General features: G+C 70.5%; 16 protein-coding genes. 15 read left to right on the forward strand and 1 reads right to left on the reverse strand.

Going from position 1 to position 14279, the window contains the following annotated elements; all coding sequences use genetic code 11:
• Positions 1 to 49 precede the first annotated feature (49 nt).
• Complete coding sequence (locus GQF42_RS27500; protein ID WP_158924208.1) at positions 50 to 628, forward strand: hypothetical protein; 579 nt, start codon at positions 50 to 52, stop codon at positions 626 to 628.
• Positions 629 to 821: 193 nt separating this feature from the next.
• Here GQF42_RS27500 and GQF42_RS27505 read toward each other — a convergent pair whose 3' ends face one another.
• Positions 822 to 2558 carry a chitinase gene (locus GQF42_RS27505; protein WP_158924209.1) on the reverse strand — a complete coding sequence of 579 codons (1737 nt, stop codon included), beginning with the start codon at positions 2556 to 2558 and terminating at the stop codon, positions 822 to 824.
• Positions 2559 to 2962: 404 nt separating this feature from the next.
• Here GQF42_RS27505 and GQF42_RS27515 point away from each other — a divergent pair, with 404 nt between their 5' ends.
• The 14 genes from GQF42_RS27515 (at position 2963) to GQF42_RS27580 (ending at position 14274) form a co-directional block, all read left to right on the forward strand.
• On the forward strand, positions 2963 to 3790 hold the full coding sequence (locus tag GQF42_RS27515; protein WP_233273807.1) for a hypothetical protein: 828 nt from the start codon (positions 2963 to 2965) through the stop codon (positions 3788 to 3790).
• A gap of 66 nt (positions 3791 to 3856) precedes the next feature.
• Positions 3857 to 4564, forward strand: a complete 708-nt coding sequence (gene cpaB / locus GQF42_RS27520; RefSeq protein ID WP_158924211.1) for a Flp pilus assembly protein CpaB — start codon at positions 3857 to 3859, stop codon at positions 4562 to 4564.
• 12 nt (positions 4565 to 4576) lie between these two features.
• Positions 4577 to 5809: an AAA family ATPase gene (locus GQF42_RS27525; RefSeq protein ID WP_158924212.1), complete on the forward strand. Its 1233-nt coding sequence runs from the start codon at positions 4577 to 4579 to the stop codon at positions 5807 to 5809.
• Positions 5810 to 5816: 7 nt separating this feature from the next.
• Positions 5817 to 6200 carry a TadE/TadG family type IV pilus assembly protein gene (locus GQF42_RS27530; RefSeq protein WP_158924213.1) on the forward strand — a complete coding sequence of 128 codons (384 nt, stop codon included), beginning with the start codon at positions 5817 to 5819 and terminating at the stop codon, positions 6198 to 6200.
• Positions 6201 to 6219: 19 nt separating this feature from the next.
• Complete coding sequence (locus GQF42_RS27535; protein ID WP_158930658.1) at positions 6220 to 6567, forward strand: TadE/TadG family type IV pilus assembly protein; 348 nt, start codon at positions 6220 to 6222, stop codon at positions 6565 to 6567.
• A gap of 10 nt (positions 6568 to 6577) precedes the next feature.
• Positions 6578 to 7915 carry a CpaF family protein gene (locus GQF42_RS27540; RefSeq protein ID WP_158924214.1) on the forward strand — a complete coding sequence of 446 codons (1338 nt, stop codon included), beginning with the start codon at positions 6578 to 6580 and terminating at the stop codon, positions 7913 to 7915.
• Between the two features lie 10 nt (positions 7916 to 7925).
• The gene (locus tag GQF42_RS27545) at positions 7926 to 8870 is read left to right on the forward strand and encodes a type II secretion system F family protein (RefSeq protein WP_158924215.1); all 945 of its coding nucleotides are present in this window, start codon (positions 7926 to 7928) and stop codon (positions 8868 to 8870) included.
• A gap of 16 nt (positions 8871 to 8886) precedes the next feature.
• Positions 8887 to 9774 carry a DUF5936 domain-containing protein gene (locus GQF42_RS27550; RefSeq protein ID WP_158924216.1) on the forward strand — a complete coding sequence of 296 codons (888 nt, stop codon included), beginning with the start codon at positions 8887 to 8889 and terminating at the stop codon, positions 9772 to 9774.
• A 319-nt stretch (positions 9775 to 10093) separates the two neighbouring features.
• Positions 10094 to 11374 carry a sensor histidine kinase gene (locus GQF42_RS27555; protein ID WP_233273483.1) on the forward strand — a complete coding sequence of 427 codons (1281 nt, stop codon included), beginning with the start codon at positions 10094 to 10096 and terminating at the stop codon, positions 11372 to 11374.
• On the forward strand, positions 11371 to 12111 hold the full coding sequence (locus GQF42_RS27560) for a response regulator (protein ID WP_158924217.1): 741 nt from the start codon (positions 11371 to 11373) through the stop codon (positions 12109 to 12111). The genes GQF42_RS27555 and GQF42_RS27560 overlap by 4 nt, the downstream gene beginning before the upstream one ends.
• A gap of 134 nt (positions 12112 to 12245) precedes the next feature.
• Positions 12246 to 12443, forward strand: coding sequence for a Flp family type IVb pilin (locus GQF42_RS27565; RefSeq protein WP_158924218.1), 198 nt, complete (start codon positions 12246 to 12248; stop codon positions 12441 to 12443).
• A complete protein-coding gene (locus GQF42_RS27570) occupies positions 12440 to 13030 on the forward strand; it encodes a pilus assembly protein TadG-related protein (RefSeq protein ID WP_158930662.1) in 591 nt (196 codons plus the stop codon). Before GQF42_RS27565 ends, GQF42_RS27570 begins: the two co-directional genes overlap by 4 nt.
• Before the next feature lie 43 nt (positions 13031 to 13073).
• Positions 13074 to 13655, forward strand: coding sequence for a hypothetical protein (locus tag GQF42_RS27575; protein WP_158924219.1), 582 nt, complete (start codon positions 13074 to 13076; stop codon positions 13653 to 13655).
• A 7-nt stretch (positions 13656 to 13662) separates the two neighbouring features.
• Positions 13663 to 14274, forward strand: a complete 612-nt coding sequence (locus GQF42_RS27580; protein ID WP_158924220.1) for an OmpA family protein — start codon at positions 13663 to 13665, stop codon at positions 14272 to 14274.
• The last annotated feature ends 5 nt before the right edge of the window (positions 14275 to 14279 follow it).

The raw sequence follows: 14279 nt of genomic DNA on the forward strand, positions 1-14279 counted from the left end.
TGGGCGGGCTGACTGGTTCCGGCACAGGGAAGTCGTCCATACTTCCGCCGTGGAGCAGCGCACAGGAGCGAGCAGCAAGCCGTCGAAGGCCGAGCCGTTGAAGACGGAGCCCGTGACGGGCGCCGGTTTCGATCCGGCCTTCATCCCCGGGCTCACGGCCCCGGCGAAGTCCGACGAGTCCGCTTCCGCCGAGCCGGCGTCCGCCGAGCGGGAAGCGGCGGAGCCGGAGGAGGTGGAGGAGGCCGAGGCGTCGGTACGGCCCGAGGAGCCCGCGGAGGCCGAAGACGCGGACGAGGGTGCGCAGGAGGACGGCCCCGTCTTCGAGGCGTCCGACCGCCGCGCGAAGATCGTGGCCGACCGCAAGGGCGTCCGCCTTCGCCTGGACGAGGAGTCCTGCGAGTTCCGCTGGGACGAGATCGCGGCGGTCGAGACGGAGTCCCCCCGCTTCGGCAGGCGTTTCACGATCACGGTCCACACGCCCGACCGCCGCTGGTACCCGATCGAGATCGAGGCCACGACGAAGGCCCGCTTCAAGGAGTGGGACGAGCAGCTGGACGCGGTGCTGGACGCGTACTTCGAGGAAGGCGCGGAAGAAACCGCGAAGGAAGCCGGGACGCAAGCCGAGTGAGCGAGGCGGGCGGCGGACCCCTACCGGGCGCGGATCCCTTGCACATGCGCACCCTTGAGGGCGTCGAGGAAGGGCCCGAAGGCGGCGACGGCACAGGCGAGGGTGGCTCGACCCCCGCCTACCCCACTGACGACGACGCCCGGACCCCCAGGGTCCGGGCGTCGTGTCACTCGGTCATCGGCCGCGTCTCACCTCACGGCAGCGCATGCACATGCGCCCCCACCGAGTTCGACCACGCGTTGCCCGCCGACGCGTCCCAGTTGGTCGACCAGGTCATCGCGCCCCTGAGGTCCGGATACGTCTTCGACGGCTTGAAGGAGCCGCAGTTCGTGCCGGCCGTCAGGCAGTCCAGGGCGTTGTTCACCACGGTGGGGGAGACGTAGCCGCTGCCCGCCGCGCTCGTCGAGGCCGGCAGGCCGAGGCCCACCTGGGAGGGGGAGAGGCCGCCCTGGAGCTGGATGCAGGCCAGCGCCGTGAGGAAGTCGACCGAGCCCTGGCTGTAGACCTTGCCGTCGCAGCCCAGCATGGAACCGCTGTTGTAGTACTGCATGTTGACGACGGTCAGGATGTCCTTCACGTTCAGCGCCGTCTGGAAGTAGGAGTTCGACGTCGACTGCATGTCGATCGTCTGCGGGGCCATCGTGATGATCAGGGAGGAGCCCGCCTTGGCCGACAGCGCGCGCAGCGCCTGCGTCATGTACGTCGCGTTGAGGCCGTTCTCCAGGTCGATGTCGACGCCGTCGAAGCCGTATGTCTGCATCAGGGAGTAGACGGAGTCGGCGAAGTTCGTCGCCGACGCCGAGTCGCTCACCGAGATGGTGCCGTTCTGGCCGCCGATCGAGACGACGACCTTCTTGCCGGCCGCCTGCTTCGCCTTGATGTCCGCCTTGAACTGGTCGACCGTGTATCCGTTCAGTCCGGCCGAGTCCAGGTTGAAGGTCACCGCGCCCGGCGTCGAGGTCGCGTCCGCGAACGCCACCGCGATGATGTCGTACGACGACGGGACGTCCGACAGCTTCTGCACCGCGGCGCCGTTGTTGAAGTTCTGCCAGTAGCCGGTCACCGCGTGCTTGGGCAGCGCTCCGCCGGTGCCGCCGCCGCTCGAGCCGGAGGACGTCGTCGCCGTCACCGCCGTCGACTTCGCCGACTCGCCCGCCGCGTTCGTCGCCGTCACCTGGTAGGAGTAGGAGGTGGAGGCCGACAGGCCGGTCAGGGTCGCCGAGGTTCCCGTCACCGCCGTGACCTTCGTGCCGTCCTGGTAGACGTTGTAGCCCGTCGCGCCCGACGCCGGGGACCAGGACAGGGAGGCCGAGGAGGACGTCGTGGCCGACACGGCGAGGCCCGTCGGGGTCGCCGGGACCGTGGGCACCGGGTCGCCGCCTCCGCCGCCGTCGGGTCCGTAGACCGAGACGTCGTCGGCGTAGTACGCGGCCTGGCCGTACCACCCGTGGGTGTACACCGTGACCGACGTCGTCGACGCGCCCGTCGTGAACGTCGTCGACAGCTGTTTCCAGGCGGACGTGTCCGGCGTCCAGGTCGACACGTCCGTCGTACCGGTGCCCGTCACGCCCAGGTAGGAGTAGCCGCCCTGCACCCATGCGCTCAGCGTGTACGTCGAGTTGGGCTGGACAGCGACCGTCTGGGTGCACTGGGCGTCGTCCTGGCCGGCAGGGGTCGCCCTGAGTGCCGACGCGCCGCCGTGGACCGGGGAGGAGACGGTCGTGCCGCTGCCCGCCGTGCACGTCCAGTCGGCCAGGCCCGACTCGAAGCCCGCGTTCTTGACGTTGTTCACGTCCGCCGCGGAGGCGGGGGCGGCCGCCGCCGTGAGGCCCGCCACCGAGAGGGCCAGGGCCGTGGCGGCCGACCACAGGGTGATGCGCCGTCTGCCGGGCCGGTGTCTGGGTATGCCTGCGTCTGGTGCGCGGTCCACTGGGGCCTCCGGGGAAGGGGAGTTCGGCGAGCATGCCGTTGCGGAATGGGGAGGGGGGAAGAAGGGGAGAGGGAAAAGGGGGAGGACGGAGAGGGATGGTGGCCATCGCTGTGCCGTACAAGTTGGTCCAGACCAATTCGGGTGTCAAGAGGTCCAGACCAAAATCCTCTGCGTGCCGTCGCTCAACCTGTCCTGTTTTGGCGGGACTTGTTCGGGGCCTGCGCGCAGAGAGTTCCACGCGAGCTTCACAAACGCTGTTCTCCGGCCATACGGCCGTGGATACAGTGCTCAGGTAGTCACGCAGTGAAGTCGTCCCGGCGTACGGGAGTTACCCCGGACGGTCGGCGGGTGTGAAGAGCGGGGAGCTGCGCGTGCCAACTGCCATTGCCGTGACCAGTGCCGACATGGCGCTGCCGGCCCAGGACGAACGGACCGTGCCGGCCGTCGTGCTGAGCGGCCTCGAGCACAAGCCCCTGGAGCACGCGCTCACCGAACTCCACACCCTGCTCGAGCAGCACGGGTACCTGGTGGTCGTCTGCTCCCGGGCCACGCCGGAGCCCGTCCTGCAGCGGCTGTACACCCTGCGCGCGCTGCTCGAGAGCGACCGTATCGCCTTCTTCCGGCCCGAACTGCCGCCCCTGGGCATCGCCGTGCTCGCCCGGCAGCTGCGGCAGCTCGCCTCCTGCGACCTGAGCCCGGGAGTCCTCGCCTCCGCCGGGCGGCTGCTCACCCACTACCTGCATGCCGGGGCGGTGCTGGGCTCGGTCGCGCGACTGGACCGGGTGCCGGTCGGGCTCAAGGCGCATGCCAGGTCATGGGTGCCGGGCAGCCAGTTCGCCGTGCTCGCCCACCCGGAGCCGCAGCTCGTCAAGATCGCACCCGGGGCCACTCTCAAGGGGCCCGAGTTCACCACCTGGATGCTCGTCGGCAAAGGGCAGATGCACAGCGAGTGGGTCGGCGAACTCGGCGGGCGGTGGAGCGTGCACGGGCTGCGCGAGGTCCCGCTGCCCGCCGAGTCCCCCGTCTGGTGGGGCACCGGCCGCATGATCGAGTTCTGCGCCCACCTCGCCGATCTCTCGGTCCTCTACCAACTGGTCACCTCCGTACGGCAGACCAGCTGTCACTGGTGCGGCATGGACGTCATCGGTGACCGCTGTGTCTTCTGCTCGGCCACCCCGCCCGTCCACGAACCCTCCGCACCCCGCGCCCTGGAACAGGGGGCGTCCGCCTGATCGGACCCGTCACGACCCACAAGTCCCCATCCCGCCGACCGATCCCCCAATGAGGTTGCACGGTTCATGAACTCCCGTCAGCGCCGCGGCGTGATACTGCTGATCCTGTCGGTCCTGTGCGCTCTCGGCGCGTTCGCCGGCGTGCTCTCCGTCGTCCACGACGTCAATTCCAAGGTCGGTCCGGAGGTCACCGCCTACCGGGTCAGGTCCGACGTGAAGCCGTACACGGCGCTGGACACCGGCCAGTTCGAGAAGATCAAGATGCCCAGGCGGTGGCTGTCGGGCAACGCCGTCACCGATCTCCGCCAGATCCAGGGCAAGATCGCCGTCACCACCCTGCACGCCGGTTCCCTGCTGCAGAGCGACATGGTCGTGGACCAGCCCGCCCTGCAGCCCGGACAGCAGGAGGTCGCCATCATGATCGACGCGGCGACGGGGGTAGCGGGCAAGATCACTCCGGGGGCACGGGTCGATGTCTACGCCACCTTCGCCGGGAAGAACAACGGTGATCCCGACCAGTCGAAGATCATCGTGACCAACGCCCGGGTCCTCGACGTCGGCCGGATCACCGCCCTCGACCCCGACAGCAGCAAGAACCAGCAGCAGCCCAGCGAGGCCGTCCCCATCACGTTCGCGCTGTCCACCCTCGACGCCCAGCGCATCACCTACGCCGAGTCCTTCGCCCAGCGCGTCCGGCTCGCGCTGGTGGCCCCCGGCGGCGAGACCAGTGTCCCCGACAAGGACCGCACCTACGAACTCGCGACGGACAAGTGAGAGGCGGCCCGCATGCCCACCAGGATCCTGCCGGCCGGAGCGGACCCCGACGCCGTCCGCTCCCTCGTCACCCTCCTCAGCCAGCTCCCCGACGCCGAACCGCAGCCGCCGGTGGCCGACTCCACCCAGCTGGTCGACGGGCTCGCCCGGCTGGCCGCGGAGTCCGTGGACGAACTGCCGGAAGTCGTCGTCGTCCATGAGCGGATCGGGCCCGTACCGGCCCTCGAGCTGATCCGCGAGGTCGCGCTCCGCTTTCCCGCCGTCGGCGTCATCCTCGTCACCACCGACGCGAGCCCCGGCCTGTTCGCCGCCGCCATGGACTCCGGCGCCCGCGGCCTGGTCGCGCTCCCGCTGTCGTACGAGGAACTCGCCAGCCGCGTCCAGGCCGTCGCCCAGTGGTCGACCGGCGTGCGCCGCCATCTCGGCCACGGTGCCGACGTGTTCGGAGGCGTCGGCGGTACGGTCGTCACGGTCAGCGGCGCCAAGGGGGGAGTCGGTGCCACGCTCACCGCCGTTCAGCTCGCCCTCGCCGCACAGGCCTCCGGCCGCCCCACCGCCCTGGTCGACCTGGACCTGCAGGCCGGTGACATCGCCTCCTACCTGGACATCCAGTTCCGCCGGTCCGTCGTCGACCTCGCCGCCATCACCGACATCTCCCCGCGCGTCCTCGCCGACGCCGTCTTCCGCCACGACTCCGGCCTGGTCCTGCTGCTCGCCCCCGCCGAGGGCGAACGCGGCGAGGAGGTCACCGACCGCGCCGCCCGCCAGATCATCAGTGCCCTGCGCTCGCGCTACGAGGTGGTCGTGGTGGACTGCGGCGCCCAGTTGAGCGGTGCGGGCGCCGCCGCGGTGGAAATGGCCGACACCGCGTTGCTCCTCACCACCCCCGACGTCATCGCCGTCCGCGGCGCCAAGCGGACGGTACGGATGTGGGACCGGCTGCAGATCCGCAAGGCCGAGGAGACGACGGTCGTCGTCAACCGCCACACCCGCAGCGCCGAGATCCAGCCGGCGCTGGTGCAGCGCATCACCGGTACGGCGCTCGCGCGGACCACCGTGCCCGCCCACTTCAAGGAGCTGCAGGCGGTCGTGGACGCCGGCCGGGTGCATGAACTCGACAGCAGGAGCACGGTGAAACAGGCGCTGTGGGCGCTCGCCGGGGAACTGGGGCTGGCGAAGGCGGCCGAGGGGACCCACCGCGGGGGCGGGCGCGGCCCGGTCGGATTCCGGCGGCGGAAGGAGTGAACGGGCGATGAGGCCGCAGGCAGACCGTGACCGGGGGCAGGTCAGCATCGAGTTCCTCGGGATGACCCCGCTGATCGTCCTGACCCTGGTGCTGGTGTGGCAGGCCGTACTCGTGGGGTACACCTTCACGCTCGCCGGGAATGCTGCCGACGAGGCGGTACGGGCGGGTACGGCGGCGGCCCCGGGCGATGCCCGGCAGGCGGCCTGCTCGGCGGCGGGGCTGAAGCACCTGTCGAAGGCGTGGAAGGGGAGTGCCGACGTGACGTGCGGGGGCAGCGGCTATGTGACGGCCGACGTCAGGCTGCACGTTCCCGTCCTCTTCCCCGGCCTGATCGACTTCCCGGCCACGGTGACCGGCCACGCCGGCGCCGTGGAGGAGGTGAAGCACTGAGATGCCGCTTCCCCGTGCGTTGCCGTACCGCCGCCGTCGCGGCCGAGACCGCGGCCAGGTCGCCATCGAGTACCTGGGGTTCATTCCCGTCCTGCTGATCGTCGCCCTGGCCGGCATCCAGATCGGCGCCGTCGTCTACGCCGCCGAGCAGGCCGGTACGGCGGCCCGGGCCGGGGCCCGGGCCGCGTCCCTGCGGCAGGACGCCCAGCAGGCGTGCGCACAGGCGGTCAGCGCAGGGATCACGGTGAGCTGCGCCTTTGGCGGTGGCGGCGACTCCGTGACCGTCACCGCCACGGTCCACATCCCGAAGATCGTCTGGGACTTGGGGACCGCCTCCAGGACCGCCACCATGCCGCTCGACCACTAAGCGAGGAGCCATGAGTCTGCGGGCACGCATCAGCACTCCGGAGGAGCACGGCAGCCGGGGCGAGGACGGACATCTGGTCGCCTCCTACCGGGCCAAACTGCTGGAGGAGATCGACCTCGCGGAGATGGGTTCGCTCGCGGCGGCCGAGCGCCGGGCCCGGCTCGAGCGGGTGCTCGGGCACATCATCAGCCGCGAGGGCCCGGTGCTCTCGACGGTGGAGCGCGCGCAGCTGATCCGCCGGGTCGTGGACGAGGCGCTCGGGCTCGGCATCCTGGAGCCGCTGCTGGAGGACGCGTCGATCACCGAGATCATGGTGAACGGACCCGACGCGATCTTCGTCGAACGGGGCGGACGCGTCGAGCAGTTGCCCCTGCGGTTCGCCTCCGCCGACCAGCTCATGCAGACCATCGAGCGGATCGTGTCGACCGTGAACAGAAGGGTCGACGAGTCCAACCCGATGGTGGACGCCCGCCTCCCCTCCGGCGAGCGCGTCAACGTCATCATCCCGCCGCTGTCGCTGACCGGCCCGATCCTCACCATCCGCCGCTTCCCGCGCTCCTTCACCCTGCAGGAGCTGATCTCCTTCGGCTCGCTGGACGAGCACATGGTGTACCTGCTCGCGGGCCTGGTGCAGGCGAAGTTCAACATCATCGTCTCGGGCGCCACCGGCACCGGCAAGACGACCCTGCTCAACGCACTCTCCGGACTCATCCCCTCCCACGAGCGCATCATCACCATCGAGGACTCCGCCGAACTCCAGCTCCAGCAGACGCACGTGGTCCGCCTGGAGTCGCGCCCGCCGAACGTCGAGGGCAAGGGCCAGATCACCATCCGCGACCTGGTCCGCAACTCGCTGCGCATGCGGCCCGACCGGATCGTGGTCGGCGAGGTCCGCGGCGGCGAGTCCCTCGACATGCTCCAGGCCATGTCCACCGGCCACGACGGCTCCCTCGCCACCGTGCACGCGAACAGTGCCGAGGACGCGCTCACCAGGCTCCAGACCCTGGCGTCGATGTCCGACGTGGAGGTCCCCTTCGTCGCGCTGCACGACCAGATCAACAGCGCCGTCGACGTCATCGTCCAGCTCACCCGGTTCGCCGACGGCGCCCGCCGTATCACCGAGATCGCGCTCCTCGACAGCCACGGCGGGGAGCCGTACCGGCTCGCGACCGTGGCCCGGTTCGACGCCCAGCCCATGACCGCCGACGGCCGCGTCCACGGCAGCTTCCAGTACTTCCCGCTCCCGCGCCGCACCGCCGACCGCCTCTACATGGCGAGCCAGCCCCTCCCACAGGCCTTCGGCGTCGCCCACACGGCGGCCCAGCTCACCACCCGAGAAGCCAGGTAGGACCAGGACCATGGAACTCCACACCCTCGTCCAGCTCACCACCGGCGTGACGCTGCTGGCCTGCGTCCTGGCGGTGGCCGGACTGCACGCCTACGCCTCGGGCCGGGCCCAGCGCGCCGTCCTCGTGGACCGGCTGACCCACACCGGCCCGCTCCCGGCGGCCGGCCGCCGGCGCCGCTTTCGCGACCTCGACCGGCGGCTGCGCCGTACCCGCTTCGGCCGCTGGCTGGACCTGCGGCTGACCGTGACCGGGCTGGACGTCACCGCGGGAGAGTTCTTCGTCTACATGCTCGCCGCGGTGGCCGCGCTCTGGCTGATCGGCCAGGCCACCCTGGCTCCCTTCTTCGGCCCCCTCGCCGGGCTCCTCGGGGTCTGGGCCGCGCTGCAGTTCCTCAACTGGCAGCGCCAGAAACGCATCGAACGCTTCATCAACCAACTCCCCGAACTGGCACGGATCCTGGCCAACGCCACCCGGGCCGGACTCGCCCTGCGTACCGCGATCGGCATGGCCGCAGAGGAGCTGGAGGCACCGGCGGGCGAGGAACTGGCCAAGGTCGCGGACCAGTTGGCGATCGGCCACTCCCTGGACGACGCACTCGGCGAACTCGCCACCCGCCTGCCCTCACGTGAACTGGTCGTCCTGGTCACGACGTTGGTCCTCGCCAACCGGGCCGGCGGCCAGGTGGTCTCCGCGTTGCGGAACCTGACCGAGACCCTGGAGGAACGCAAGGAGACCCGGCGCGAGATCCGCACCCAGCTCTCGCAGGTGACCATGACGTCGTTCGCCGTCCCCGTCCTCGGCGTCGGCGCGCTCTTCCTCATGAACGCCGTCAAGGACGGTGCGCTGGCCCGGATGACCGGCTCACCGGTCGGCCAGGCCTGCGTGATCATCGCGTTCGCGCTGTACGCGGTCGGCTTCGTCCTCATCCGGCGCCTGAGCCGGATCGACGTGTGAGGAGGGCTCGGACCCGATGGCATTGTTGCTCGCCCTGCTGATGGGCCTCGGCGTCTGGGGCGCCTTCGCGGGCATCCACATGTACCGCGCGGACGCCAGACTCCCCGGCGACCTCGCCGTGGCCCTGGAGGTCGGCGCCACCCGTACCGGCGCGGTCGGCTCGGTCATCGACCGCATGGGCATGCGCTACGCCCCTGCCGTGCTGCGCCTCATGGGCCCGCGCCTGGTCGCCAAGTACCGCCGCAGGATCGACCTCGCCGGCAACCCCGGCGGCCTGACCATAGACCGCTACGCGGCCCGCCGGGCGGTCTACGGCGCGCTGGGCGGTGTGGGCTTCCTGGTGTTCCTGCTGCGCGGACAGTGGTTCGTGGCCGTCCTGCTCCTGCTGTTCGGCGCGTTCTGGACCGAGGTCGGCATCTGGTCGGCGATCCGCGTCCGCAAGGACGTCATCGAGCGCACCCTGCCGGACTTCCTGGACGTACTGGCCGTGGTGGTCAGCGCCGGGCTCGGCTTCCGCCAGGCGCTGGACCGGGTGGCCTCCCACTACGAGGGCCCGTGGGCCGACGAACTGCGCATCACCCTGCGCCAGATGGACCTCGGCATGAGCCGCCGCCAGGCCTTCGCGGAACTGCGCCGGCGCAACGACTCCGAGCAGGTGGCGATGTTCGTGACGGCTTTGCAGCAGGGCGAGGAACTGGGCGCCCCCATCGTGGACACGCTGGTCTCGCTGGCGAAGGACATGCGCCGCACCGACGCCCAGAACGCCCGCCGCAAGGCAGCCCGCGCGGTGCCCAAGGCCACGCTGATGATCACCACGTTCATGGTCCCGGCGACGATGCTCCTGCTGGCCGCGGGCCTCCTGCTGGGCTCCGGGGTGGACTTCGGCTCCCTCACGGGGAAGTGAGGCGGGAGTGACGGTGGCCGGGGTGACGGGGCGGAGCGGGGGGTCCGCCGGCGGGGGGTTCGCAGAGCGGCTGAAGGGGGCCGGTGCTCGGCTGCGGGGGGCCGGTGGCTGGTTCGGGCGGTGGCTGACGGGGGTTGGTGGGTGGCTGACGGGGGCGGCCGGCCGGTTCGGTGGGTGGCTGACGTGGGTCGTCGGCCGGTTCGGTGGGTGGCTGACGGGGACTGCCGGGCGGGTCGTACGGCTGACGGGGGCGAGGGACGCCGGGGCGGGGGAGGCGGCCGATGGTGCCGCGGAGGCGTCCGACGGTGCGGCGCCCTCCATGAAGATCCAGGTCAGCGCATTGCAGGCGATGTGCCGGCAGGTCTTCGGCTTCCGGCTGGCGATGATCGCCCTGGCGGCCCCCGCGGCCCTGCTCCACGCGGCCCCCGGGCTGGGTGTCCGCCTGGTCGGCGTGGCCGTGGTCGTCACCTTCATGGTGTCCTACGTCCTGTTCCGCGACTGGGAGCGTTTCGGTCCCCTCCTGCTGCGCCACCCCAGCCTCCTCGCCGCCGACACCCTCGTCGGCTCCCTCCTGCTGGTCTCGGCCGGCCCCGACACCACCCTCGCCTACGTCAGCGTCTGCACCCCGCTCCTCGCGGGACTGGTCTACAGCTGGCGGGGCGCGGCCTGCTTCGCCTCGCTCCAGGCCCTGATCCTGCTGCTGGTCCACGCCACCCTGAAGGCCGACCGGCACGCACCGGTCGCCGAGGCCCTCCTCCTGCCCGGCCTGTGCGTCATCGCCGGCGCCATGGGGTCGACGCTGCGGGGCCTGATGCTCCGCTTCGGTTCCGCGACCCAGGCCCTGACGTCGGTCCAGGCGCGCCTCGCGGCGGCGGAGGCGGTGAGCGCGGAACGCGCCCGGCTGGCCCGCGAGATGCACGATTCCGTGGCCAAGACCCTCTACGGCGTGGCCCTGGCCGCGGACGGCCTGGCGGCCACCGCCTCGGCGGACGCCCCCGATCCGGCCCGGATCAGGGACCAGGCCGACCTGGTCTCCCGCTCGGCACGCAGAGCGGCGGCCGAATCCCGGGAACTGCTGCGGGACCTGCGCCGCGAGACGGCACCGGACGGCACGGCGGACCCGGACTTCTGGCACGAACTACAAGCGCAGTTGGGTGACTTCACCGCCCGTACCGCACTTCGGGTCACGTGTTCGCCGCTCGCGCCGCCGGACACCCCGGCCCTCCCCGCCGCGCAGGCCCGTGCCCTCCTCTCCATCACGGCGGAGGCGCTGGAGAACGCACACCGGCATGCCTGCGCGACCCACGTGGAGGTCCGCGCGGCGGTCCACGGCGGCCTGCTGCGCCTGTCGGTCCACGACGACGGCCGCGGCCTGCCGCCCGGCACCACACTGGACCGGCTCCGCGCGTCCGGCCACTTCGGACTGCTCGGCATGGTCGAACGGGCGGCCCAGGCGGGCGCCCGCATCCGCATCGGGCGGGGGAGCCAGGAACACGGCACGGAGGTACGCGTGGAACTCCGGCTTGCCTCCATGGACCATCCCGCCGTCACCCCGGACCCCGCCCCCGCACTCAGGGAGCCCGAAAAGAGGCACCGATGACCCGCTTCCCGTCGCACGGACCCGCCGCCCCGCCGCTGCGGCTGCTGGTGGCCGACGACAACCCGGTGGTCCGGGCCGGTCTGACGGCCCTGTTGTCCGGACGTGCGGACACCACGGTGGTGGCAGAGGCGACGGACGGCCACGAGGCCTACGAGGCGGCGCTACGGCACCGGCCCGACGTCATCCTGCTCGACGTCCGTATGCCGGGAGTCGACGGAATCTCGGTATTGCCGCACCTGGTACGGCTGGCCCCGGTCATGATGCTCACCTACAGCCACGAGACGGAGACCGTACGGGAGGCGCTGCGGCTGGGGGCGGGCGGATACCTGGTGCACGGCGAGTTCACCACGGAGCAGTTGGTGCGCGCCGTGCGGGACGTACGGGAGGGCCGGCCGCATGTGACGCCGGGGGCGGCGAAGGCGTTGCTGGAAACCCTCCAGTCAAGTGCATCTGCACACGTCGACGACCAACGGCCGCCTATTTTAGGGGAAAGCAAGCCCCAACCTCTTTCGCATATGCAATCATCTATGGGACAGTCGTCCCGGTCCCGGTACCGACTGAGTACGAGGGAGGCGGAGATCATGGACCTCATCGCGTCCGGTATGACCAACCAGCAGATCGCCGCCGCCTGCTTCATCTCCGAGAAGACGGTCAAGAACCACATCAACCGCATCTTCGCCAAACTCCACAGCACGTCCAGATCCCAGGCGGCCGCGAAATGGCTGGGGGTGGCCTGAGGTGGGCGCGCGGGGGGACGGCCGGGGCGGGAAAGCCGCTGAATGGGCCTGGAGTTGGGCCCTGGGGCCCTTGGGTGAGCGCCGCGTCCGGCCGTACGGTGCCCGGATCGGAGGCGAAGCTGGAGGGGAAAACCGTGAGCAAATGGTTCAACACCACCGTCGCGTATCTGCAGACCCGCGCCGCCCGCAGCGACCGGGGGCAGACCGCGGTGGAGTACCTCGGCATCATCGCGGTGGTCGTGGCGATCGTGTTGGCGATCACCGGGACGAGTATCGGGCAGACGATCTTCGATGCGATCACGACCAAGATCTCCCAGGTCACCGGCGGCTGATCTCTCCGCACAGCGACGCAGGGCAGGCCTTCCCCATCTACATCACGGTGGTGGCGGGCCTGCTCTTTCTCGCTCTCGCCTACCTCGCCGTCGGCCAGGCCTCGGTGAACCGCAGCGGTGCCCAGACGGCCGCGGACGCCGCGGCCCTCGCCGCGGCCCAGAACACCCGTGACCAGCTCACGGGTGCGTGGGTGAAAGTCCTGCAGGACCCTACGAAATGGCAGGACGTCTTCGACGGCAGGACGGTGATCAACGACCCGTGCTGGCGTGCCGTCCAGCTCGCCAGGCAGAACGACGCCCGGCTGAGCGCCTGTTTTTCACCGGAGTTGTTGAAGTACCGGGCCGATGTGGAGACGAACAAGTCCGTCGGCCGGTCTGTCGTACCCGGGACGGAGAACGTCAAGTCGAAGGCGTCTGCCACCGCCGAGATCGAACCTCTCTGCAAGTTCAAGCTCCCAGACGTGGGCGCCAAAGGCGCCGATCTGCCGCAACTCACCTGCAAGGGGAAGGTCTGGCAGGTGAAGCCGGACGATCCGTCGGGGCTGCCGAAGCCCGAAGACCTCTTCGACGTCCACCTGGCCGACTGAGCCGATTGACAAGCGAACGACGAATGACGAAGGAAGCGGAGCGATGAGCATTCGGTTCACTGCGAAAGCCCGCAGGGGGATGGTCGCCTTGGCTCTTGCGGCTGGTCTCGCCCTCGGCGCGGCCGGGTGCGGGGGAAGCGGCGGTGACACCAAGAAGCCGGACAGCTCACCGTCCGCATCCAAGGTGAGCGGCTCCGGCCCGAGCGCCCAGGAAGGGCAGTCGGACCAGCCTCTGGCCGAGCTGAGAGGGTCGGACGGCCTGCTCCTCCAGGTCACTTCCGCCCAACGGGACTCGGGCGGATTCGTCACCGTCAACGGCATCATGAAGAACGACGGCGCGCAGACCTTGGTCATCCCCTCCGCCCTGAGTGGCAACGAGACCGAGATCATCAAGAACGGCAAGTCCCTGGGCGGGGCCACGCTCGTCGATCCGCAGGGCAAGAAGCGGTACTACGTGCTGCGGGACACCGAGGGAAGGCCCCTGACCACCACCGGCTTCTCCACGCTCAAGGCCGGCGACACCCTGGCGGTCTTCATGCAGTTCCCGGCACCTCCCGCGAACACGGGCCAGGTGGAATTCCAGCTGCCGACGTTCTCTTCGGCCACCCTCCGGATCTCCGGGTGAGGCAGCCGTGACCGTCTCCCGCCTCGCGCTCGGCCTCACCGCCGTCACGCTCCTGCTCGCCACCACCCAGGCCCACGCCGACGACAACCCCACCCAACCCCCCGACACGGCACCCTCCGCCGGTGCCTCCGTGAAGATCGACCCCACCGACCCGGATCTCAAGCTCCCCGAAGGTGCCACTCTCGCCGCGCCCAAGGTGCTGGACATCAAGTCGGTCGTGGAGGACCAGAGCGGGGACGAACGCCGCGAGGACACCAACGCGGACGTGACCTTCGCCCTCCAGGCCGAGGTGCTGTTCAGCAAGGACAGCGCGAAACTGAGCGACGACGCCAAGGCCCGCATCGCCACCATCGCCGACGAGATCAGGAAGCAGAACGCGACCCAGATCCGCGTCTTCGGCTTCACCGACAACCTCGGCTCGTCCGGGCACGGCATCATCCTGTCCAAACAGCGCGCCGACGCCGTCCAGGCCGTCCTGGACCAGGACCTGAACGACCCGAACGTCACCTTCGAGGTCCGTGGCTACGGCGAGCAGTTCCCGATCGCCGACAACTCCACCGAAGAGGGGCGCAGGAAGAACCGGCGCGTCGAGGTCACCTTCCCCCGCACCCAGGGGTGACCCGG

It is taken from the genome of Streptomyces broussonetiae (assembly GCF_009796285.1).
Classification (GTDB): domain Bacteria; phylum Actinomycetota; class Actinomycetes; order Streptomycetales; family Streptomycetaceae; genus Streptomyces; species Streptomyces broussonetiae.

Bases quoted from the DNA above. Each gene is read 5' to 3' on its own strand.
- cpaB (WP_158924211.1), top strand. From the start codon at position 3,857: ATGAACTCCCGTCAGCGCCGCGGCGTGATACTGCTGATCCTGTCGGTC.
- GQF42_RS27550 (WP_158924216.1), top strand. From the start codon at position 8,887: ATGGCATTGTTGCTCGCCCTGCTGATGGGCCTCGGCGTCTGGGGCGCC.
- GQF42_RS27525 (WP_158924212.1), top strand. From the start codon at position 4,577: ATGCCCACCAGGATCCTGCCGGCCGGAGCGGACCCCGACGCCGTCCGC.
- GQF42_RS27545 (WP_158924215.1), top strand. From the start codon at position 7,926: ATGGAACTCCACACCCTCGTCCAGCTCACCACCGGCGTGACGCTGCTG.
- GQF42_RS27575 (WP_158924219.1), top strand. From the start codon at position 13,074: ATGAGCATTCGGTTCACTGCGAAAGCCCGCAGGGGGATGGTCGCCTTG.
- GQF42_RS27540 (WP_158924214.1), top strand. From the start codon at position 6,578: ATGAGTCTGCGGGCACGCATCAGCACTCCGGAGGAGCACGGCAGCCGG.
- GQF42_RS27560 (WP_158924217.1), top strand. From the start codon at position 11,371: ATGACCCGCTTCCCGTCGCACGGACCCGCCGCCCCGCCGCTGCGGCTG.
- GQF42_RS27515 (WP_233273807.1), top strand. From the start codon at position 2,963: ATGGCGCTGCCGGCCCAGGACGAACGGACCGTGCCGGCCGTCGTGCTG.
- GQF42_RS27555 (WP_233273483.1), top strand. From the start codon at position 10,094: ATGAAGATCCAGGTCAGCGCATTGCAGGCGATGTGCCGGCAGGTCTTC.
- GQF42_RS27530 (WP_158924213.1), top strand. From the start codon at position 5,817: ATGAGGCCGCAGGCAGACCGTGACCGGGGGCAGGTCAGCATCGAGTTC.